Raw genomic sequence first — 22,841 nt, forward strand, 5'->3', positions numbered from 1 at the left:
ACAAACAGCATATTGTGCGGCCCGAGGGGTGCGTTCTCGATGCAAAATAAGTGTGGCTGAATTGCATTGAATCGGCATTTTATTGCGAGTCATTCTTGTTATTCGGTCAATAAAAATATCAATAAGGTTAAAAAAGAGACACTTTATTTTCTTCAGAGCTAAAGTGGGATTGTGATGTAAATATTATGTTATCAAGCTGTTTCTCTTCTGTGGGAGTTGAACCGCTAATAACATCAGCATGACCAACTACTTATGGAGAAAATACAAATGGAATTCACTAATAGCCTTCAACGTACTAGAAAGTGGGGCAAAGTCAGCCTTTTAGCGGCTATCTGCTCAACGTCTTTCCACATGCAAGCGAATGCGGTACCTGTAGTTCACTCAGAATGTCGACCAGACGGGCTCTACAAAACGACGGACATCGATGTGCCATATTGTACCGCTTACGATACCGAAGGGCGTGAAATTATGGGGGCGGATCACCCCAGACGTGTGATTGGGTACTTTACTAGTTGGCGTGCAGGGGATGATCCACAATCCTCTTATTTGGTGAATGATATTCCATGGGAGCAATTGACTCATATTAACTATGCCTTTGTCAGTATTGGCTCTGATGGCAAAGTGAACGTAGGTGACCTGAATGACCCTAACAATGCGGCCGTTAATAAAGAATGGCCAGGCGTTGACGTTGACCCTGCGCTCGGTTTTAAAGGGCATTTCGGCGCACTTGCCACGGAGAAAAAGAAACATGGCGTAAAAACCCTTATCTCCATTGGTGGCTGGGCTGAGACAGGCGGTCACTTTGCTACGGATGGAAGCCGCGTTGCAGATGGTGGCTTCTATACCATGACCACCAATGCCGATGGCTCGATAAACCAGCAAGGTATTGAAACCTTTGCGACTTCAGCCGTAGAAATGATGCGAACGTACCAATTTGATGGGCTGGACATCGATTATGAATACCCAACCTCCATGGCAGGGGCTGGCAACCCAGATGATGTTGCGTTTTCAGAATCTCGTCGCGCTTATTTGATGAACTCTTATCACGTACTGATGAAAGTGCTACGTGAAAAACTCGATGCAGCCAGTGCCCAAGATGGTACTCATTATATGTTGACGATTGCCGCGCCATCTTCTGGCTATTTGCTTAGAGGGATGGAAACGATGGCCGTGACCAAGTACTTGGATTACGTCAACATCATGTCTTACGATTTACACGGTGCGTGGAATGATCACGTTGGTCATAATGCGGCCTTGTATGACACAGGAAAAGACTCTGAATTGGCGCAATGGAACGTCTATGGTACAGCCGCATATGGAGGTATTGGCTACCTCAACACCGACTGGGCATACCATTATTTCCGTGGTTCGATGCCTGCGGGACGCATCAATATTGGTGTGCCTTATTATACACGTGGCTGGCAAAATGTGACGGGCGGAACGAACGGGCTTTGGGGGCGGGCGCCTTTGCCTAATCAAGCCGAATGTGCCGCAGGTACAGGCGAAGGGGAGAAGAACAATTGTGGCTATGGGGCATTAGGCATTGACAACATGTGGCATGACAAGGATGCAAATGGGATAGAAATGGGCGCGGGCTCGAACCCAATGTGGCATGCGAAGAATTTAGAAAAAGGCATTATGGGCTCTTATGCCGCCGCCTACGGCCTTGATCCCGTTAATGACCCTGATGATGTCTTGTTTGGCAACTATACTCGCCACTATGACAGCGTCGCGGTTGCTCCGTGGTTATGGAATGCCGATAAAAATGTATTCCTCTCCACTGAAGACGTGGACTCCATTAATGCTAAGGCTAATTACGTCATTGATAAAGAGATTGGCGGGATAATGTTTTGGGAACTGGCGGGGGACTACAACTGTTACATCTTTGACGTGAGTGGTAACCGTGGTGCGATTGACCTAAGTGAACAAGCCTGTGCGACTGGCAACGGTGAATATCACATGGGTAACAGCATGACAAAAGCCATGTATGATAAGTTCCTGAGCGCCACTCCCTATGGAAATACTGTCGCAACCGGTGCGGTCCCGACCGAAGCGGTGGATATTTCAGTCGAGATTAGCGGCTTCAAAGTGGGGGACCAAAATTACCCAATTAACCCAAAAGTTACCTTTACCAATAACACCGGTAGTGATATCCCAGGCGGAACCGAGTTCCAATTTGATATTCCCGTCTCCGCTCCAGATAATGCCAAAGATCAATCGGGTGGCGGGCTTAAAGTCATTGCTTCAGGGCATACGCGCGCCGACAATATTGGCGGGCTAGACGGTCCAATGCATCGCGTCGCATTTACGCTGCCAAGTTGGAAAAGCTTACCAGCAGGTTCAGCCTATGAACTCGATATGGTGTACTACTTGCCGATCTCTGGGCCGGCGAATTATACCGTCAACGTAAATGGGGCAGAGTATGCTTTTGCATTTGAGCAACCTGACTTACCGATTGGTGATTTAACGATCGGTGGCGGTAATCCTGGTGATGGAAACGGTGGGACGCCCGGCACGTGTAGCTCTACTGGTGTCAATGCGTACCCTGATTTTCCGCAAACGGATTGGCAGGGCTTGCCTAGCCATGCAAGTGGTGGAGATCAAATGAGTTATAATGGTGTGGTATACAAAGCTAAATGGTGGACAAACTCGATTCCTGGCAGCGATGGAAGTTGGGAAGAGGTCTGCGTACTTTAAATTGGCATGTCATGGATTGATATTGTCCGTAGTGCACTAGCATAGTGCATAAACCCGTCCTATCTGCAGAGTGTTTTCAGATAGGGCGGGTTCGTATCAGAGCTAGCAGGTTTAACTACGATGACAAGGCTCGTGTTTTATACGCCACTAAGTTGATTCGCTTATTGTCACCATGAGTAATTAGCTAAAAACATAGCTCTCGGGAATAACAACGACGCCTTTCTCCGAAATAGAGAACCTTGCTGCATCTTCGGTGTGATTAAAACCAATGACGGTATTATCAGGAATAATCACGTGTTTATCGATGATGCAATTTGCCACTCGGCAGTGTTCACCAACCGTTACACCATCAAATATAATGCTGTCCGCCACCGTAGCGCCGTCATTGATTCTCACATTGGAAGATAAGATAGAACGATGCACGGATCCCCCAGAATTCACCACACCATTGGAGATGATTGAGTTGATAAATATCCCTTCGTTACCCGTCACTGACGATACCGTTCTAGCTGGTGGTAATTGAGGCTCGTAGGTGCGAATCCCCCAGTTGTTTTGGTACAAGTTCATTGGGGGAACGGGTTCGAGTAGGTCCATATTAGCCTCATAAAATGAGTCGATAGTCCCTACATCACGCCAGTAGCTATCTTTCGCCACTCGTCCCACTTCTTCGCCAAAATGATAAGCGTAGACACCCAAACTATCGATAAGCTTAGGTATTAAATCATGCCCAAAGTCATGACTTGATGACTCTATTTCGGCATCGTCGTTTAACGCATCTTTTAAGGCTTTCATATTGAACACGTAGATGCCCATCGAAACGAGCGCCTTATTTGGGTCGTTTGGCATTGAGGCCGGATCAACGGGTTTCTCTTGGAAACTGACAACTTGTTGGTGGTGATTAGTTTCAATGACACCAAATGCAGAGGCGTCTTCTCTTGGAACATCCATACACGCAATGGTAAGCTCTGCTCCGGTTTCTTTGTGTGCTTCAACCATTGCGGCGTAGTCCATACGATAGATGTGGTCACCAGAGAGTACAACAACATATTCAGCATCACTTCGAGACAACAACCACATGTTGTGATAGATCGCATCCGCCGTCCCTTCGTACCATTTCCCACCTTTACGCATTTGAGGCGGAACGACGGTAATAAACTCTTTCAATTCGGGGTTAAAAATCGACCAACCGTCACGGATGTGTTTATGCAATGAATGAGACTTGTACTGTGTCAGCACCAATATCTGCCTTAAACCAGAGTGGAGGCAATTGGTTAAGGTGAAATCAATAATTCGATACTTACCACCAAAGGGCACTGCTGGTTTTGCTCGATCATCTGTTAAAGGGTAGAGACGCGAGCCTTTCCCTCCTGCGAGTACGATAGTAAGAACATCTTGCATGATAACTCTCCTTGTTTGGTGCAGAACTCTGGATTGGGGGGCGCACTGAAACTAATTTGTGGTCGAATCGACATTTTTAGCTGCCTTAATAGAGTTAATACAAGAATTACGCCAATAGGTAACGCTTTGAAAAATAGTAATAAGATGATTGTGCGTGTGTAATTTGCACCACATTAACTGCCTATTTAGGGCGCTTGCTCCATTCTGGTGCGCGGTGTAACTAAAAGACAATTAGGGACCCATATATGGAACGTTTGTGTTCCATATTGGTGAGATCACACTTATTACTCCCTGAAATTGTTATAGTTTATTTGTTATCATGAGATATTAAGGTCACAATTTATGAGATTGATGTCACTCATCGCGTCTATTGCACTATGCATAAGCAGTACCGTCACGCTTGCACAAACACCGACTGAGATTGTTGAAAAGTCTGATCAGTCTATGCGTGGTGAATCGAGTTATTCTGAATTAACGATGCGAATCATTAGGCCTAATTGGACGCGAAGCATGAGCATGAAAAGCTGGACCAAAGATAAATCGTTATCATTGGTGTTGGTTACCGCGCCTGCGAAAGATAAAGGCTCTGCATCATTAAAGCGAGACCGTGAAATGTGGAATTGGATCCCTAACATTGAGCGGGTGATAAAAATTGCACCTTCGATGCTCGGCCAATCTTGGATGGGGTCGGATTTTACCAATGATGATTTGATCAATCAGTCGTCAATTGTTGTGGACTACTCTCATCAATTAGTTCGGGAAGATACCTTTGATGGCGTGAAGGTGTGGGTGATTGATGCAATAGCAAAGCCTGACGCACCGGTAGTCTGGAGTAAGGTGAGGTTGTGGGTGTCACAAGCAAATTTCCTGCAACGTAAAGCAGAATTTTATGATGAGTTTGATGAAAAGGTGAGTACCATGCAGAGTTTTGATGTGAGGCAGTTAGGTGGCCGAATGGTCGCGACTCGCATGGAAATGGCGCCAGCAGACAAACCGGGACAAAAAACTGAGATGATAACGCATGCCGCATTATTTGATTTTGCGATAGAGGATAGCTTCTTTTCTCAAAATCAAATGAAAGCCCTCCGAGACTAACCTGTTACTGACTTAAGTCGAGGGAATATTGATGTTGATAAAACTGGCATGGCGAAATTTATGGCGACAAAAGCGACGGACGATCTTAACGGCGTCTGCACTTGCACTCGCGTTAGTCCTGTCATTGTTAACAAGAAGCTTTCAAGAAGGGAGCTATAACACCAATATTGATAATACCGCTCGTTTTTATACCGGTTTAATTCAGCTACAGGCGACAGGTTATGCCGATAACCCAAGTATTGATGATCTATTGTCAGGTGATATCCATCAAATGAATCAACTTACGGCGATGCCGTCGATTGAGTTTGTCCTTCCGAGGCTTGAAAGTGTCGCATTAGCTGCCGCTGGCGATCGTTCGAAAGGCGTCATTGTGTTGGGGGTTGATCCTGTTCTAGAGAATAGGTATTCCGGGATCAGTAACAAGGTGTCGCAGGGGCAGTACCTAATATCGGAAGATGATCCCCTTACTATTTCATCAACATTGAACGCAATTCGTCATCCTGGGGTATTGATTGGTGAAGGGCTCGCGCACTATCTACGCCTTGGCATAGGGGATGAAATTGTGCTCTATGGACAGGGCTACCAAGGCCAGACTGCTGCAGGGCTTTACACTGTAAATGGACTTTTAAAATTCCCTGTAGCGAGCCTAGATAATCAATTGGTTTATATGCCTATTGGTCAGGCTCAAGCCTTGTATAGTACAGGCAACCAAGTGACGTCTTGGGTGCTCCACACCCACCGACTGAATGACGTCGATGAAGTGAAAGCGTCTTTGTCTTCTTACCTTGGTGAGAAAATAAGGGCTAGAGATTGGAAAGAGCTGTCGCCTGAGTTGGCGCAGCAGATCGCCTTAGATCGAGCGGGTGGCATTTTTCTCATTTACCTCTTATACGGTATCGTCGGCTTTGGCCTATTTGCCACGATTATGATGACAACGTTAGAACGCCAACGTGAATTTGGAGTCATGCTCGCTGCTGGTATGAGTCGAGCTCGATTGGTTGGACTGCTGTTTGTTGAATCCGCCTTTATTTGCGTATTAGGCATAAGCATAGGTATTACTATTGCCATACCAATGTTGAGTTATTTTTATTTTCATCCTATCGAGATAACGGGTCAAGCCGCCCAGGTGATGCTTGAATCTGGTTTTGAGCCTATTTTACCGGTTCACTTAGACCCTGACTTATTTGTTAATCAGGCGATTGCGGTGGCGGTAATACTGTTGGTTTGTCTTATCGGACCGACGTGGCGGATTTTACGAATGAACTTAGTGAGCGCACTAAAAGGAGGCACCCATGGTCATTAAGATGGCGTGGCGAAACCTTTGGCGCAATAAGCTAAGGACCAGCATTATGCTGGGAGCCATGATATTTGGATTAACAGGTGTGGTGACCATGATAGGGTTTATGAATGGTCTCGTTGATAACATGATTCACAATGCGATTGCTTGGCAGACAAGCCATATCCAGATTCATAGTAAACAGTTTAATGATAATCCGGATATCAATGCTCATCTGCCGGGTTCAGAAGCGATCACCAACCAATTCAGTAATGATCCACGAATCTTTAAATGGACATCTAGGTTTTTGGTTGACGGTATGATTGCTTCCCCACGGAGTACAAGAGGTGTGCGGATCGTCGGCGTGGACCCAACGATAGAAGCCAATTTTACGCCGATATCACAACATATTATTGAGGGAGCATGGTTAGACGATAGCGGTCGCCATCCTATCGTTGTATCGATGAAAACAGCCGAGCGTTTACAGCTGCGAATAGGTTCAAAAGTGGTACTGACCTTTACAGACCCACAAGGTGAGGTGACGGGATCAGCATTTCGAGTTAACGGTATTTTTCAAACACCGTCCGTTAGTTACGATGAGAGCAACGTGTTGGTGCGAAAGTCAGATATCCAACACGTCGCCCAACTCAGCGACGTTCATGAATACTCGATTATGGTTGCCGCTACTTTAGGGGCTGATAGTCGTACGATGGTCACCGATATCGTCACTGCTCTAAATATGAGGTTACCATCGTCAACACAAGCGCGAGCTTGGTTCGACATACAACCATTGCTTGCTTCAATGATGAGTACGATGAAAATTAGCAATCAAGTGATGTTGATTGTATTTGTGGTCGCAATGGCATTTGGCATCATCAATATTATGCTGATGTCTGTGTTTGAGCGAACGCAAGAGTTTGGAGTCTTGATGGCGGTTGGTATGCAAAAGCAAAAGATCTTTTCACTTATCATGCTTGAGACCCTATTTCTAGGAAGCGTTGGAGCCGCACTGGGGATTGCGAGCAGTATTACGTTAATGACTATTTTGGGCATTACAGGTATTGAGCTTGGGGCAAGTTCAGAAGGGTTAGGTGCTTATGGTATTGATTCGTTACTTTACCCACAGGTCAGATACGAGCAGTACCTGATGGTATTTGTGACCGTATTAATGGCATCAATCTTCTCTGCTTTATATCCCGCGCGACAAATTTTGAAGCAGCGCCCAGTTGAGGCGATGGCTGAAAGGCACTAAAGGAAACCATGACAATAACACTAAGCAAATTGACTAAAACCTATAACGCCAACGGTGAATTCCCTGTGTACGCGGTTCAAGGGTTAACGCTTTCGATTGCCGAAGGGGAGTTTGTGGCCATTATGGGGCCATCTGGATCGGGCAAGACGACAATACTCAATATGCTAGGGGGCATAGATCAACCAACCTCTGGACAAATTGTCATCGATGGGCTTGATATCGCCACATTGTCAGAGAAAGAACGCATTGCCTTTCGACGCAACCATATTGGTTTCATATTTCAAGATTACAGTTTATTACCCGTATTAACGGCGTTGGAAAATGTCGAGTTTGTGATGCAATTACAGGGCATAACTGAGGATAAGTGTCGTGAACGAGCAGAGACTTTATTAGAGCAGGTTGGATTATCCACGCAAAAACACAAAAGACCAACCAAGATGTCGGGTGGACAACAACAACGGGTTGCCGTAGCGAGAGCGCTGGCATCTCAACCTCGTTTCGTTATGGCGGATGAACCTACTGCGAATTTAGATGCACAAAGTACCTCTGAACTACTTGATATCATGCAACAATTGAATGAAGTAGAGGGGACCACCTTCATTTTTTCAACGCATGACCCTCGCGTGATAAAAAGAGCAAAGCGCGTCATCGTTTTTGAAGACGGAAAACTGGTCTCTGATACACCACAAGTCGAGCAGTAGAGTACCGAATTAACTATGTTGAAAAAAGTCGTAACACTCATTTTTATTGTTGGCGCGGCATGTTATATGGTGAAAGTGAAGGCAGAAATACCGGGATTAATACCTGAAAAAAGCTGGGATCTTAATGGCTACGTAAAATATATGGCAACCGGTAATATTCCCGATCATGGCGCTAACTCACTAGATAACCTCATTCACCAGCGATTTAACTATGAATATAGGTATTCATCGTCACTGCGATTTAATGCAGGTATGCGAAATCGTGCATTGTTTGGTGATAGTTTGTCGCTGCCTTACTATTCAGAAGTGGCGGAATTAGACACGGGTTATTTTGATCTATCACGTAATGTTATCGATAACGAACACCTTATTGTGAATAGCCAGTTCGATCGACTGTATTTAGATTGGCAAGGCGAGCAATGGAATACTCGCGTCGGACGCTCTCGTATAAATTGGGCGATGAATACCGTCTGGAACCCAAATGACCTGTTCAACTCGTATTCAATTTATGATTTTGACTACGAGGAACGTCCTGGTACCGATGCAATATCAATAAGCCGAAAACTGGGTTTTGCCAGCAGCTTTGACGTGGTTTATAGCCCAAACAAAGACAGTGATCTTCAGCGTTATTCGGCACGATACTTGTTCAATTACAATGGTTGGGATGCGCAGACGCTCGTGGGTCGTTCGGGGCTCGATAATGTGCTAGGTGCGGGGTTTGCTGGCGATATTAATGGTGCGAGTTTGCGCGGTGAGTTGACTTGGTTTGATCCGTGGTCACAAGGAGAAGGGGGGGCTCAAGAAAACGACAACGCGACGTTAGTCTCTAGCCTGGAAACAGATTTCAGTTTTAGCGGTCAACGAAATTGGATGCTCCGTGCATCGGTGCTGTATATCAGTCAACCTCAAGAAGCGTTGGATGCGGAAGCCTATCTGACACTGCCATTGACAGCAAAAACCCTGAGTTTCACTCGCTATACGGGATATGCCGATGTCAGTTTTGATTTATCCGCGTTAAATCGCTTTACCGCGTCAGGGAATTATTATGAAGACGGATCGTATTTTGTTGGTTTGTCGAACAGCTATTCACTTGCCAATGATTGGCAATTACTGACCGTACTTCAGCGTTTTGATGGTAGCACGCAAAGTTTGTTTGGACAGACGCCGTCTACACTGCTGTACGCCAATATCAAATGGTCTTTTTAATCCCCATGGTTTTATCGGTATTCAATTGAGGTACAACAGGGGAGCATCGTGGAAGTGATGAGTGGTGACTCATTGGTTCGATTGATGAAGATGTCGTTTTATTTTTTCGAAGACCAACGGAAACCAAGCCGTAAAATCACTGCGCTGGTTTGCTAAATGTGCGTCTACCTGTGACTCTGACCACCACTGGCATTGTGATGCTTCGTCTGGATTGAGTTTGGTTGCGACATCATCGATGTGAGCAATAACGACATGATCCAGTTCATTTTCAGTGAGGCCATTCGAAAATTTAGCGCAATAGCTTATATGTCCAATGTCTTCCAGTTCCAACGTTGCATCAATGCCCATCTCTTCAACTAAACGTCGTGTTGACGCGGCGATGATCGATTCTTCTGGGCGAGGGTGAGAGCAACAGGTGTTGGTCCAGAGTCCTGCGCTGTGATATTTGTTTAGGGCGCGTTTTTGAAGTAGGTACTCAAACCCATTAGCAGTTTTTCGGTACAGCATGACGGAAAATGCCAAATGCCTCAGGCCTAGACGGTGAGTATTCAGTTTTTCTTCTACACCAATTTGGTTACCCAATCGGTCTACAATGACCACTATATCGTCATACATATTGTTTGCCTTACTGCTACGGGAAGTGTGCAAAGCTCCAAGCTTTGATTACTTATTAAGTCTAACTCACTTCGTTCCTTTCGCGAGCGAGGCGACTATACCATGACCAAAATATATATCACGGTGTAAATAAGAAATACTTGCATGCTAAGCCTAAGACGCGGTATCGACGTGATGAAAGGGCGTATTAAACTTTAGTCGTAATTTGTTGATTTTATTTGGTTTGAGTCTATTGTTATTTATGAGACCCAACAATAAAAAGGAAGTGAATATGGATGTAGTGGTGAAGCTAACTAACGGACAGTTTGGTGTGTTGGAAGATTGTGAGCGTCTTGACGTTGAAGGCCAGTTGGTAGAATGTTGGGTTGAAGAAAAAGAGGGCTTTGAGCTACAAAGCGGTATGGTTGAGTTTGTTGTTTAACCATTGATTTAATCATTTATGCTTGCTTTGACGCAGTCGAAAAGAATGCAATAAAAACGCCTAACATAGTTTATGTTAGGCGTTTTTATTTAAGCGGGTGTCACGTTGGGTATCATCGGCTATGCATTTTTCATCGAGTTATTGAGTTTTACTGAAAAATTCAGCATCAACAATAATCCTATCGGGAATAGCGATGCAAACAGCATCCATGTCCATCCTTGTGAAAATAATACGATACCAGCACCTAATGATCCTGCCGCCTGAAAGGTAGTGATGGAGAAATCGTTGATCGCTTGAACTTTAAACCGTTCGTGTGGGCGATAAGTTTGCGGTAAAAGTGTGGTTCCGCCAATAAACAGAAAGTTCCAGCCAACGCCTAATGCGACGAGCGCCCACCAATAGTGGTGGACGGAGTGACCGATTAGACCAATAGCAATACATCCGAGCAAGATAATACTGCCCAATGTAATCAGTTTATAAAGTCCGATTCGTTTAATGATAAAGGGAATGATGAGCGAAGGGAGATACATCGCCATGACATGACTTTGAATGACCCATTTTGCATTTTGGATATCATGTCCATGCTCCGACATGGCAAGTGGGGTGGCGGTCATCAAAAACGCCATTACGGCGTAGGCGGTTAAGCCGGATCCAATCGCGAGCCATAACAAAGGTTGACGAAATAATTGATGGACAGGCCTGACGATACCGGCATTATTGCTTACTTCTGGAATTTGGAGGGGCTTCATTCCTAGAGCAATGACCATCGCACCAATCAGTTCCAATACCCCCATCGCCATGTAAGCGTTGGCGTAAGCAGAGTCAAATACACCAATCAGTTGACCCCAGTTTAGTAATTCTGGTCCTACCCAAGCCGCCGCAATACCACCAACTAAGACTAAGCTGATCACAGAGACATGTTGAGTCGCGTTGTCGCAACTCTCAATAGCGGCAAATCGATACTGCCCGACATACGACAGTTGTGTTCCTAGGATAAAAGTACTGAATGCGAACCCCCAGAAATTGCCTTGCTCAATCGTCCAACTCGCAAAAAACGCCGCCAAGCTACTAATGAGTGCAGCGATAATGAATGCTTTTTTCCTGCCAAGAAGGTGCTGAATTTTTGCCGCTGGGAAAACGTTGAGTGACACACCAAGGATGAGGGTCGTGACAGGAAGCGTGGCGTAAGCAGGGGAATCATGTAACGTCGCACCAATAATGCCGCCAAGAAATACATTAAGTGCACCAACGGATAAAACGAACGGCTGTACGCAGGCGAGTAACCAAGCATTCCATGGCAGGTTCTTCATTTAAACGATCCAAGTAAAAGAAAATAGAGGCTTTGACTGTTGTACAAGAAATGGTGAGGAAAAGAAAGAAGTGCATTGAGGGAGCAATGCACTTCTCTTGACACTATATTGGTTTACGCTTGGCTTTGTGGCTCGGCCTTTGTTTGTTGCTGTGCGAGAAACTTAGCAATGACTGTTACGCCAGCAATGTACATTGCGCCACCTAGCAGGCCAACCGCCATCCAAGAGAAACCGTGCTCAACAACATGGTCTTTGTGCAGAATACACATGACCACATAAGTAAAAGTGATGTAGCTAAACGCGAAGTGCGCCACAGGACCTAAGCCAATAGTAATCAGTACCACACCACCGACATAGATATAAAACGCGTTTATACCGCCAACAAATGGGGCTAACGTGCCTAACACGGTAGGGATTAGCATACCCATCGCAATACCGGTGATGCCTGCTGCGAAGATGTTTTTAAGCTTACTAAGGTCGAACTTGGCTTCAAAGAAAAAGATGAGCGCTAGGAAGGCTGGCCACTTATCGTGAATACCTAGCTCTTGTAAAATAGCGGTACCCGCGACAATCCAAAGTGTAAGAAGCACAGTTTTTGTTATGTGTATGGAGTTGAATACTTGATTCATGTTGTTGTTCTCTGTAGGGCGTTAAGTTAAACGGATTGGGCGCGGATTTTATAGATTGTCGCGAGCAGGGTCACTATTAAAATTGTGGTAAGTGCCTGATTAATTGAAGTTAGATGCCAACAACTATGAGTTTAATTCATTGATGTTCAATTAATGCTCAGACGCATTGGTCGCAGTGATAGTGAGTGGAATTAAGGCTTGATGATTGAATTATATGTTTGTAAGAAGATAATATTTTATCGGGAAATATTATCTTTCTTGGGTTTGCTTGAGTGAATGTCTGCCCTCAATGACAGCGTTAAGATGTCGATGAGGGCAGTATGCAGCTAGGCTGCGCTATTCTTTACTGGAGGCGTTTTTTCGCTATCGGACTCAGGTTTTGATTCTGGGTCTGATTCTGATGGCGATGTGTCGCTAAGGACATCTGCAAGCGTAGATTTAGATAGGTGACCCTGTAACTCACCATTGTCATCCACAACAGGCAATGGATGGTCACTGTCTAGCGTTTCTGGTATCACGGCTTCAAGTAGTGCATCACTTTGCACGGCTGGAACATCGTCGAGCATCTGAGCCGGGATTTCTTTGTGGTAATCCTTTTTCTCAACTTGATCGAGTGCTTCTTGAGTAATCACGCCTTGATAGCCATCATCATTGACGACATAGCCAAAGTCTTCAGAAGAGCGGCGCATCTGTGCAATCGCTTCACCTAACGTCTCGGCAGTAATACGCGAGATTGGTGGCTGCATGACCGTTTCAACCGTCAGTGCACGCGCTCTGTTGACGTCTTTAACGAACGCTTCAACGTAATCGTCGGCTGGGTTCAGTAAGATGTCTACAGGCTTGTCTTGTTGGACGACCATACCATCGCGAAGAATAGCGATGCGATCGCCGATACGAAGCGCTTCATCCAAATCGTGAGTAATAAAGATAATGGTCTTGTGAAGCTTCTCTTGAAGCTCAATCAACTGATCTTGCATTTCACTACGAATGAGCGGATCAAGGGCTGAAAACGCTTCATCCATCAATAGAATATCAGCGTCAGTGCACAAGGCTCGAGCTAATCCGACACGTTGTTGTTGCCCGCCTGACAGCTGGCTAGGGTATTGCTTTCCATAGCCTTCAAGGCCTACGGTTTGTATCCATTCGTTGGCTTTTTTGAAGCGCTCTTCTTTGCTCAAGCCTTGAATTTGCAAACCGTAAGCGACATTGTCCAATACCGTTTTGTGGGGGAGCAGGCCAAATCGTTGGAATACCATGGACATCTTGTTGCGTCTAAAGTCTTGAAGCCCTTTCTTAGATAGCTTCATTACATCAGAGCCATCGACAATGATCTCGCCTTCAGAAGGCTCAATTAGGCGATTGAAATGACGAATCATAGTCGATTTACCAGAGCCTGAAAGCCCCATGATGACAAAAATCTCACCAGGATAAATATCAAGATTGATATTTTGCAGGCCAAGCGTGTGACCGGTTCGCGCCAAAAGATCGTCTTTACTCTCACCGTCTTTAACGGCTTGTATATAAGATTTGTGTTTTGGGCCAAAGATCTTGTACAGATTTCTAATCTGAATAATAGGTTGAGGTTGAGTCATTAGTCTCGTCCTCCTAGATGTGCCTGCGTGCGCTTAGCATAGCTTTGCGAGACGCGGTCGAAAATGATAGCCAGCGCGACAATGGCCAAACCATTGAGTAGGCCGAGCGTGAAGTATTGGTTTGTGATTGACTTAAGAACCGGTTGCCCCAGTCCTTTTACGCCAATCATAGAGGCAATCACTACCATGGCAAGAGCCATCATAATGGTTTGGTTAATACCTGCCATAATGTTGGGCATTGCTAGCGGTACTTGAACACCAAATAAGCGTTGCATCGGGCTGGCACCAAAAGCAGTAGAGGCTTCTAGCACTTCTTTATCGACTAATCGGATGCCTAAGTCGGTTAAACGAATGACAGGAGGAATCGCATAAATTACCACGGCGATTACGCCTGGAATTTTACCGATACCTAGCAGCATCACGACTGGAATGAGATACACAAATGCAGGCATCGTCTGCATAATGTCTAATATCGGTGTGATGATGGCTCGAGCTTTTTTGGACTGCGCCATGATTATCCCAGTCGGTATCCCGAGGGCAATGGCGACAAAGGTCGAGACGAGAATAATACTCATGGTTCGCATGGTATTGTCCCACATACCAAAGAAGCCAATCAAAAAGAAAGCAACAGCCACAGAGAGGGTGAGTTTCCACGACCGACTTGCAACGTAAGCTAGGCCGGCGAGAATACCAATGATTAACCACCAAGGGCTAGTGAGAAGTAGCTTCTCAAACCATATGAGAAAGCTAAGTAACGGGTCGAATAAGGATTCAATCATGTCTCCGTATTCTCTTGAGAATTCTCGGTACGCACCATCAAGTGTTTTGCGTATATCGAGCAATTGTTTTCTATCGAGTTGAGGAATTTCACTCAACCAGCTGGCATCGAACATCTGTCACTCCTTGACCACTTATGCCACTATTTATTGCCGTATTTTCTTTAGCACCAATGTTTGTTGATACTGGATAAGTCGGATACCTATCTACGGCTCAATAGTAAAAATGTCGTTCTGTTTCGCGTCTTATCTTCTATTTCCATTGACCACCCCATGTGACACTAACCGATTCACTTACCACTAAGTCATTCATTTGCGGCAAGCTTATTTGCTAGCATCGTACGAATTGATGGGGCATTGCACTGTACTGTTGAAGAGTGAACACTATTCCAAAAACGACCATAGTTGTTGTCGTTGTAAAGTTGTATCAGTAAATAAAATGCGCCATCTAACGTAAACGTTAAGCAAAATGTTTTTGTGCTTAGCTAAATGGCGGAGAAATAAGACAGCGATCGTTATGACCGCTGTCTATTTGCGATTGAACGTCGTTAAAGACGAATGGCGATTTATAGTTTATCGATGGCCATTTGTACTTTTGTTGCGACGTCAGCGGGCAACCACGCTGCCCATGTGTCTTTGTATTCTTTCATGAAATGTTCAGCGGCATATTCACCATCGGCTTGCTCGTCTTCCATCCAAGCAAGTAAACCGTTCATTTGCGCGTTAGTAAATTCACGTTTATCAAAATACGCCATCGCGTCAGGTGAATTTTTAGCAAATGCTGTCGTAACCACAGTTTCTACAACAGAAGGTGGATACATCGTTGGTTTTGGATCTAAACAGTCTTCGCTAGTGATGCAGTCTTTGAATTGTGTGGCGTCAATACCACTACCAAAATCGACTTTAACCATTTTATATTTACCCAGTACCGCGGTCGGTGCCCAGTAATAGCCAAACCATGCTTCTTCGCGCTCATAGGCTTTGGCAATTGAACCAGATAAGCCCGCACCTGACCCTGGATCGATAACGTCAAAACCAGCTTCTTCTAGGTTGAGTGCTGTAAATAGGTTACCCGCCGAAATTTGGCAGTTCCAACCCGCTGGGCAAGAATAAAAGGCCGACTTAGATGGGTCTTCTGGGTGTTCAAATTGCTTGGCATTTGCAATAACGCCTTTGATGGTGGCAAGTGAAGGGTCTTTTTCTACCATATAAGCTGGCACCCAAAAGCCTTCTTCTCCGCCATCAGACAGCGTCGTCCCCGCGTATTCAATGCGTCCTTCTTTTACACCGGCATCGAGTGCTTCACGCATTGCATTACTCCAGAACTCAGGTGCAATGTCAGGTTGACCTTTGGATATCATGGATGCGCCAGTGGGCATGGTATCGCCCGGTACTAACTCAGCTGGACAGTCGTAACCATGCTCGAGAATGAATTTGTCGATATTGGCAATGAGGGTTGCCGAGTTCCAGTTCATATCAGCGATAGTAACAGGGGCGCATTCGCTAGCAGAGACAGTTTGGAGGGAGGTAGCTAAAAAAAGAGAAGAGAACAGCAATTTCCTTGCAAGGTATTTCATAGTGATTTTCCATATCAGGGTTCACTATCAAGTATATGGAATGTTAAAAAATATTACAAACCACATTCCTGTTCTGTTAATACACAGATCACTTATCCGTCAATTAGTGCTGATGGATTATGCGACTTGTTGCGCTTTTTTTCATGCTTAGTCAGCCAGATGATAGGAATAACGATCATAAGCGTACCAACGGCCATGAAGATATCGGGCATTTCGTCGAACCAAAGTAACCCAACTGCGACGGCACCGACCAACCCGCTGTATTCGGCGCTGGCGATCTTATTGCTGTCCACAGACCGATAGGTCATTACACACGTGGCTGCGTAAATCAATATAAACAAACTTGACGCCGCTGCCGTTGGGAATGCGCTCCAATCCCATGCTTCACCCTCTAGGTAAACTAAGCACAATGAAACGGGAATACCGACAAGATTGGTCACGAACAGGGTGTGAACAACTGATTGGTGTCTGGGTAGCTTTCGTATCAGTAGGTTATTGGTGGCAATGGTCAGTGCAACGACAAGCGCGGCGAGTGCTGCTAAGTCGATTTGGTCTGGCCTGATAATCACTAATACACCTGCGAACCCCATTACTGCGGCAGCAATGGTTTGTGACGACAGTTTTTCTTTAAAGAACAGCGACGCTAGTGGCAACATCATCAGCGGGGCGGCGTAAAAAATGGCATTCGCTGTGGCTAGTGGCATAGCAGAAATGGCGTATACCATGAAGATGGCGCCAAACAGCCAAACGTGTGCTCTGACCGCGTGCCATTTAATGCCTTCAGTGAGATTTTTAGGTTTACTGAGCAAAAATAGCGGTAATAGAATGAGCACGGCCGAAAGCTGACGAAACAACACGAATTGAAAAACAGCCACGTCATTCCCTACGCTTTTAATCAGCGCATCGGACAAGATTGCTATTTGGTTTCCGAAGACAAGCAATAACATTGCGGTGCCGACTGACATGCTTTTCATTTTGTTCTCCTTTGCTACTTTACGAGAGCATAGTGATGTCATAGGATGAAGTTAAGTGATAAATATTTACTTAGTATGAGATATTTAGATAATGAAGCTCCCTCCCTTACGCTCCGTTCATTATTTTGAATCAGTGGCGCGCAATCTAAGCTTTTCGAAAGCTGCCGATGAACTCAATGTCACTCAAAGTGCCATCAGTCATCAGATTCGGTTACTTGAAGATTATTTAGGTGAGCCCTTGTTTTTGAGACAGGGTCGAAAGCTCTCGCTGACAGAAACTGGAGAGCAGTATCTCGAAGAGGTGAATCCCGCGATCGCCTCTATTGCCAAAGCGAGTCAGCGGATAAGAGAAGGAGAGCAGGGGACGATAAGACTCGCTCTGTACAGTTCACTGGCGGTCAAATGGTTGATCCCACGATTGTCTGAATTTAAGCGTTTGTATCCGGAAATAGAATTGACACTCAACATGGTTGCCGAAGACCCCGATTTATCGGATGCAACCGGCGATTGCTTTATTACGGTAGAACAACCTGCGCGCAACTACGTTGCAGAGCCACTATACAACGAAGTCCTTTATCCCGTGTGCAGTCAAAAGATTTGGAAAGAGATCCATGACCAGCCGTTTCCTGACGCACTTTGGAACTACCCGATTTTGTCGACCGATTCTGTTTTGCACGAAAGAGGCAAAGATTGGCATAAATGGTGTGAAGCGGGTGGTTTTGAATTACCGCATGGTCTTGATATGCAACATTTTAGCCATATGTTATTGGCGGTAGAAGCCGCCAAATACGACCAAGGAATTGCTTTTGCCAATGGTTATATGATGACCGACAAAGATCTTCAAGATTTGGTTGTGGTGCCTTCTCATGGTCTAGACACGGGTGATCATTTCTATTTCGTGTATAAGAAAAGTCGAGCAAGACAGGTTGAGATCAAAAAATTGGCCAATTGGCTCCAGCAACAGTGTTAACCACCATATGGTGGCCGTCTCCACACAAAGGAGACGACGAAAGGTTTAACTGCCTGCCCCGGCTTCACTAAGCCGGTTCTTCGATCAAGCTTGTGCTATGAAGAAGCTCAGTTACCTTATTGATCGAAAATTGATTATCGACGGCGAGCGTGAAATCGCAGAGTCCAACTTTCAATATTAAATTATTGAGCTCAGGAAAGTGTGCATGGGGAGTGATGGAGACGCTTTCAATCAAATCAAGGCGAATAAAGGTGTGACCAAATTTGTAGTTGGTGTCTTTGACATCAATGATGTGTTTTCCCTGATTGGCAATGATAAGGTCAACGCCATCGGTCATGATCATTGAGCGCAATAATTTGTGCTGAGTAAAGTTATGATAAAGGTCCATTAAGCTACTTCGTTTACGATCGGTGAGCAACTTTTCGCTTTGGTATGCCAGAATATGCAAAGGTTCAAGTATTTGCTCTGTTCCACAGTAAAAGCTGTAGGTCACCTTATCCATTAAGGATTGGTCGCTTGTTTCAGTAGCGATTGGATACGCATTTCTAGGCGAAACAATTTCGCGCAACAGTTTAATGACGCTGCTGGCGACATCTTGTGACACCAGATTATATTTGATAACCATTTCGCCTTGGATTGATTGTAATCCAATAAAGTTGTCGAGCAGGTCACCTCCATGGGTGAGAAACAGCACATCGGTGTACCACATCTTATCGGCATGAATGCGTTCACCATCGATTTTCAAATGTAGAATGAACTCTTTTTGAATAATCACCACCTCAGGGTACAACAACATGCCCGGCTTCATGTTTCTTCGCTCTTGATGCACCGGAATTTTGAAGCTATAGAGTGCATCTTCAAAGAAGTGCTGTTGCTCGAAGAACTGAGGCGGAATGTCTTGTTCAGACTTAATTTCGACCAACCAAGGGCCAAATTGGTCATACTCTTTTTTTAGGTCGTACATACCTTACCTTCCTTGTTGTCTATTCTTTAATCAATACAACTCTATGTAAAATAATAGCACTTTGTTGTGATCTTACTCGAAAGACGGCTGATCGTGCTCTGTTGATATGCATTCGGTGACCGACAAAGTAGGAGACGTTGAATGAGGAGAGACAGCGTAGGCTAAAGACGCTTTAAAGGCGGTAGCCACCTGTGAAAGGCCTTCAAACATGATGGAAGAGCAGCAATATACCGCTCTTCCAACATGAATTGACACAAGAGGGCGCTGTTAACACCAACAACATGCGATATCACAACCGCAGCTTTTCGTGATATTACGAACCGCATGGCATTAACAAAGTGCTGGATGGTGTTAAAAGAAAACAGCTGCGCCCAAGAATACGTGTACATTTTGCCCATAATAATCGTGGGTGCCGCCTGCAACCCAGTTGGTTGAATCATTGAGAGTCACCGCATCTGCGTAGGACTCTAGATAGATTTCGCCCCAAGGAACAGGTGCCCAGGCGCTACCAATGTTAAACATTGACGTCTTGGTTCCAATCGCGTTTGTGTCATTGTTTCGCTCAATACCAAATTCATACCCGCCATAGACGCGAACAGAGTCGGTGACATAAACGTTTGCTCCAAGGCCAACGTTATCGGTGGTCGTGTTGAATGGTGTGCCACTTGAACCGTTGCGTGCTTCAAAACGCTCAAATCGTGCGGATAGTGACGCCGTACCCTCAAAGAAATGATGCTCGACACCCAGCGCAAACTGTTTGATATTGGCATCTTTTAGAATGATATCTTGAGATATGTCTCCGAGCAGATCGATGACACTTCCCGATATATTATCGGCTTGGTTGTATGCGGCGACGAAATACGTTCCCCAAGAATTGGTATAAGCGGTTGCCGCCCCAAACCCACTATCAATGGTAATTTCGTCACTGACCGCAGGCAGAAATGCACCAAAGTTTAAACGGTTACCAAAGCCAATATGGTCTTCAGAACGTTTGGCTTGGTATTGAAGTCCAATATAAAAGTTGTCGGTTTCTTTCTTCCACACTAACGTATTTTTAGTGCGACGGCTGCCAAGTTGATCCGACTGCATCATATTCAAACCGCCCGCCCAGTAGGAGTAATACCCAATGTCTGACTTCACATAAGGGCTTTCTTGTCGACCAATCGTAATCTCGCCAAGGTTTGTATGACCAAAGCCGACATAAGTTTGGCGCTGTGCAAGTGCGATCTCCGATTCGTCGGATTGCGTACCAAAGTTGACGTCCCACTCAAGCTTCACGATGGCTCGATAGTCACCTAAAGTGTGAACCACATCGAAGCCCATCCAAGAACCGGGATCCTCAACATACAGATTGCCAGATTCATAACCAATAGCGTCGGCACTGCCCATTGGCGATTCGGGGTCGTAATGGTAGCTGCTCATCTGAGCGGCAATGGCACCATACATGGTAAGTTCTGTATTGTTATCGCTGTAAAGCTCCACTGCGGTGGAAGAAAAAGTTGCCAATGTCAGCAAGGAAAGGGCGTGAGAAAAATTTAAATGTTTCATATTTTTGTACTTATATTAGGTAATTAAAAGCTAGTGTTTGTTTGAAATACTAGCGACTGCTTTATTAATTAGATAATACTTTGATTATTGATATGTATAATGATTGTTAATGAACTAAGTTATCGTAATAATCAACATTTATCGCAAGCAGTCTATTGATAAATAGTCTTTTTATTCATGAGGGTTATCACAAATTATTTTTTTATAAGTTTTTATGCATTCGATAACTTGCGGGTAATGACGTTGTTCTATTGATGGATTTAATTGATGAAGGCACCGTGTGGGTTGTAGAGCAGTTTAATGGACTGCGATTGGACATTGCTAATTACTTAGGTTGTTGATGAGATGTAAAAAAGCCCTTAAGAGAACTTAAGGGCTAGATTGATAGGGCCGACGTTATTAAAGTAAAACTTAGAAGAAAACGGCTGCGCCTAGGAAGAAGTGCGTGCCTTTTGATGTAACGCCACTAGTTCCAGGAATAGCGCCATCAGAGTTGTATTCAGCCGCTTGATTAAGTGTTACGTCATCATAGTAGCTTTCCAGGTAAATCTCGCCCCAAGGTACAGGAGCGTAGGCCGCACCGAGATTAAACATGGTCACTTCAGAGAGTTTATTACCGGTAATGTTGTCTTTTTCTTCAGCCATTTCGTAACCACCGTAGATACGCACAGTTTCAGATACATACATATTGGCACCTAGGCCAAAGTTGGTTGATGTGGTATCAAATGGTGTCGCGACGTTTGAAATACCAATGTTGGGTTGATTTAAATTAGAACCGCTACCATTCTTTGCATCGAATTGTTCAAATCGTGCAGAAAGTGACAAGCCTCCATCCAGTAAATGTTGTTCAACTGCAAAAGCAAACTGTTTGATTTCAGCATCTGATGCCGAAATAAGCCCAGCTGTACCATTGCCTTCACCAAGATAATTATAAAGTGTTCCGTTGATACCATCGGCTTGGTTATAAGCGAGAGCAACATACGTATCAGTTGCGAAAGTATATGTTACCGCGCCACCAAAACCACTATCAATCGAGATAGGAGATGAATTTAATGTGCTCGTATCTAAGTTGATAGCTTGATTGTCGTTCACGCCTAACAGAAAAGAACCATAGTTCAAACCATTGCCAAATTTAATGTTATCTACAGAACGTTTTGCTTGGTACTGAAGGCCCACGTACAAATTGTCAAAGTCATGTTGCCACACAATGGTGTTTGGCGAGCGGCGGCTTCCTAGTTCATCGGATTGCATCATGTTTAAACCGCCTGCCCAATACGCGTAGTAACCTTTGTCCGTTTTCATGTATGGGCTTTCTTGACGACCAATAGTGACACTACCAAAGTCTTCATGACGAAACCCGGCGTAAGTAATACGCTGACTCAATGCTTCTTTTTCAGAGAAATCTGCATTGATGTCAGTCTTAGTACCAAAGTTAACATCCCACTCTAAACGTGCGAGTGCAGACCATTTACCAATCGTATGCGTAACGTCAAAACCAAAATAGGAACCTGGGTCTTCAATGTGGGTAGCATCACTGTTGTAGTCTAGGCCTGCAGGACTTCCCATAATTGTAGATTCATCATAGTCATATTTACTGACTTGCGCTGCGATTGCGCCTGTCATATTAACGACGGTTGCCTCGTCATTATAAAGTTCAATAGCATTGGCATGCGAAGCAGCAAAAATAGAGATGGCGAGTGTAGAAAGTTTAAACAGACCTTTCATATTGTTATTTCCTTTTAATTGTTATCCATTTTTTAGGTTTTATACCCCATTTAAAAATAGAAATTATTTTTAAAATACCACTATTGGGGGACAGGTTTACGTAGTTGTTATATTT

At 44.7% G+C, this 22,841-nt stretch carries 18 protein-coding genes and 1 pseudogene; 8 read left to right on the plus strand and 11 right to left on the minus strand.

Going from position 1 to position 22,841, the window contains the following annotated elements; genetic code table 11:
- Window positions 1–366: 366 nt before the first annotated feature.
- Window positions 367–2,697, plus strand: a pseudogene (locus AB4405_RS13535) (chitinase C-terminal domain-containing protein); the annotation flags it as partial.
- A gap of 180 nt (window positions 2,698–2,877) precedes the next feature.
- On the opposite strand, the gene glgC reads toward AB4405_RS13535, so the two are convergent.
- Window positions 2,878–4,119: a glucose-1-phosphate adenylyltransferase gene (glgC, locus tag AB4405_RS13540; protein ID WP_277869441.1), complete on the minus strand. Its 1,242-nt coding sequence runs from the start codon at window positions 4,117–4,119 to the stop codon at window positions 2,878–2,880.
- A 327-nt stretch (window positions 4,120–4,446) separates the two neighbouring features.
- Between glgC and AB4405_RS13545 the strand changes: the two genes are divergently transcribed.
- The 5 genes from AB4405_RS13545 to AB4405_RS13565 are packed head-to-tail and all read left to right on the plus strand — an operon-like array spanning window position 4,447 to window position 9,625.
- Window positions 4,447–5,190, plus strand: coding sequence for an outer membrane lipoprotein-sorting protein (locus AB4405_RS13545; protein ID WP_372061325.1), 744 nt, complete (start codon window positions 4,447–4,449; stop codon window positions 5,188–5,190).
- A 31-nt stretch (window positions 5,191–5,221) separates the two neighbouring features.
- The gene (locus AB4405_RS13550) at window positions 5,222–6,493 is read left to right on the plus strand and encodes an ABC transporter permease (protein ID WP_372061295.1); all 1,272 of its coding nucleotides are present in this window, start codon (window positions 5,222–5,224) and stop codon (window positions 6,491–6,493) included.
- Window positions 6,483–7,718, plus strand: coding sequence for an ABC transporter permease (locus tag AB4405_RS13555; RefSeq protein ID WP_372061296.1), 1,236 nt, complete (start codon window positions 6,483–6,485; stop codon window positions 7,716–7,718). The genes AB4405_RS13550 and AB4405_RS13555 overlap by 11 nt, the downstream gene beginning before the upstream one ends.
- 8 nt (window positions 7,719–7,726) lie before the next feature.
- A complete protein-coding gene (locus AB4405_RS13560) occupies window positions 7,727–8,419 on the plus strand; it encodes an ABC transporter ATP-binding protein (RefSeq protein ID WP_372061297.1) in 693 nt (230 codons plus the stop codon).
- A gap of 15 nt (window positions 8,420–8,434) precedes the next feature.
- On the plus strand, window positions 8,435–9,625 hold the full coding sequence (locus AB4405_RS13565; RefSeq protein ID WP_372061298.1) for a hypothetical protein: 1,191 nt from the start codon (window positions 8,435–8,437) through the stop codon (window positions 9,623–9,625).
- 69 nt (window positions 9,626–9,694) lie between these two features.
- Here AB4405_RS13565 and idi read toward each other — a convergent pair whose 3' ends face one another.
- Window positions 9,695–10,240, minus strand: coding sequence for an isopentenyl-diphosphate Delta-isomerase (gene idi, locus AB4405_RS13570; RefSeq protein ID WP_102470152.1), 546 nt, complete (start codon window positions 10,238–10,240; stop codon window positions 9,695–9,697).
- Window positions 10,241–10,511: 271 nt separating this feature from the next.
- On the opposite strand from idi, the gene AB4405_RS13575 reads away from it, so the two are divergent.
- Window positions 10,512–10,661: a hypothetical protein gene (locus AB4405_RS13575; RefSeq protein WP_198593099.1), complete on the plus strand. Its 150-nt coding sequence runs from the start codon at window positions 10,512–10,514 to the stop codon at window positions 10,659–10,661.
- Window positions 10,662–10,780: 119 nt separating this feature from the next.
- On the opposite strand, the gene AB4405_RS13580 is transcribed toward AB4405_RS13575, so the two are convergent.
- The 6 genes from AB4405_RS13580 to AB4405_RS13605 form a co-directional block, all read right to left on the minus strand.
- Window positions 10,781–11,971, minus strand: coding sequence for an MFS transporter (locus AB4405_RS13580; protein ID WP_372061300.1), 1,191 nt, complete (start codon window positions 11,969–11,971; stop codon window positions 10,781–10,783).
- Window positions 11,972–12,084: 113 nt separating this feature from the next.
- On the minus strand, window positions 12,085–12,600 hold the full coding sequence (locus AB4405_RS13585; protein ID WP_372061302.1) for a hypothetical protein: 516 nt from the start codon (window positions 12,598–12,600) through the stop codon (window positions 12,085–12,087).
- A 326-nt stretch (window positions 12,601–12,926) separates the two neighbouring features.
- Window positions 12,927–14,192 (minus strand): glycine betaine/L-proline ABC transporter ATP-binding protein, encoded by a 1,266-nt coding sequence (locus AB4405_RS13590; RefSeq protein WP_372061304.1) that lies wholly within the window; start codon window positions 14,190–14,192, stop codon window positions 12,927–12,929.
- Window positions 14,192–15,085: a proline/glycine betaine ABC transporter permease gene (locus tag AB4405_RS13595; protein WP_102470156.1), complete on the minus strand. Its 894-nt coding sequence runs from the start codon at window positions 15,083–15,085 to the stop codon at window positions 14,192–14,194. The genes AB4405_RS13590 and AB4405_RS13595 overlap by 1 nt, the downstream gene beginning before the upstream one ends.
- Window positions 15,086–15,534: 449 nt before the next feature.
- A complete protein-coding gene (locus AB4405_RS13600) occupies window positions 15,535–16,545 on the minus strand; it encodes an ABC transporter substrate-binding protein (RefSeq protein WP_372061305.1) in 1,011 nt (336 codons plus the stop codon).
- Between the two features lie 92 nt (window positions 16,546–16,637).
- Window positions 16,638–17,519 (minus strand): DMT family transporter, encoded by an 882-nt coding sequence (locus AB4405_RS13605; protein ID WP_372061306.1) that lies wholly within the window; start codon window positions 17,517–17,519, stop codon window positions 16,638–16,640.
- Between the two features lie 91 nt (window positions 17,520–17,610).
- Between AB4405_RS13605 and AB4405_RS13610 the strand changes: the two genes are divergently transcribed.
- Window positions 17,611–18,489, plus strand: coding sequence for a LysR family transcriptional regulator (locus AB4405_RS13610; RefSeq protein ID WP_372061307.1), 879 nt, complete (start codon window positions 17,611–17,613; stop codon window positions 18,487–18,489).
- A gap of 67 nt (window positions 18,490–18,556) precedes the next feature.
- Here AB4405_RS13610 and AB4405_RS13615 read toward each other — a convergent pair whose 3' ends face one another.
- The 3 genes from AB4405_RS13615 to AB4405_RS13625 form a co-directional block, all read right to left on the minus strand.
- Complete coding sequence (locus AB4405_RS13615; RefSeq protein ID WP_372061309.1) at window positions 18,557–19,453, minus strand: hypothetical protein; 897 nt, start codon at window positions 19,451–19,453, stop codon at window positions 18,557–18,559.
- A gap of 351 nt (window positions 19,454–19,804) precedes the next feature.
- Window positions 19,805–21,001 carry a porin gene (locus tag AB4405_RS13620; RefSeq protein ID WP_372061311.1) on the minus strand — a complete coding sequence of 399 codons (1,197 nt, stop codon included), beginning with the start codon at window positions 20,999–21,001 and terminating at the stop codon, window positions 19,805–19,807.
- Window positions 21,002–21,412: 411 nt separating this feature from the next.
- The gene (locus AB4405_RS13625; protein ID WP_372061312.1) at window positions 21,413–22,726 is read right to left on the minus strand and encodes a porin; all 1,314 of its coding nucleotides are present in this window, start codon (window positions 22,724–22,726) and stop codon (window positions 21,413–21,415) included.
- Between the last annotated feature and the right edge of the window lie 115 nt (window positions 22,727–22,841).

The organism is Vibrio sp. 10N.261.51.F12 (assembly GCF_041471725.1).
GTDB lineage: Bacteria > Pseudomonadota > Gammaproteobacteria > Enterobacterales > Vibrionaceae > Vibrio.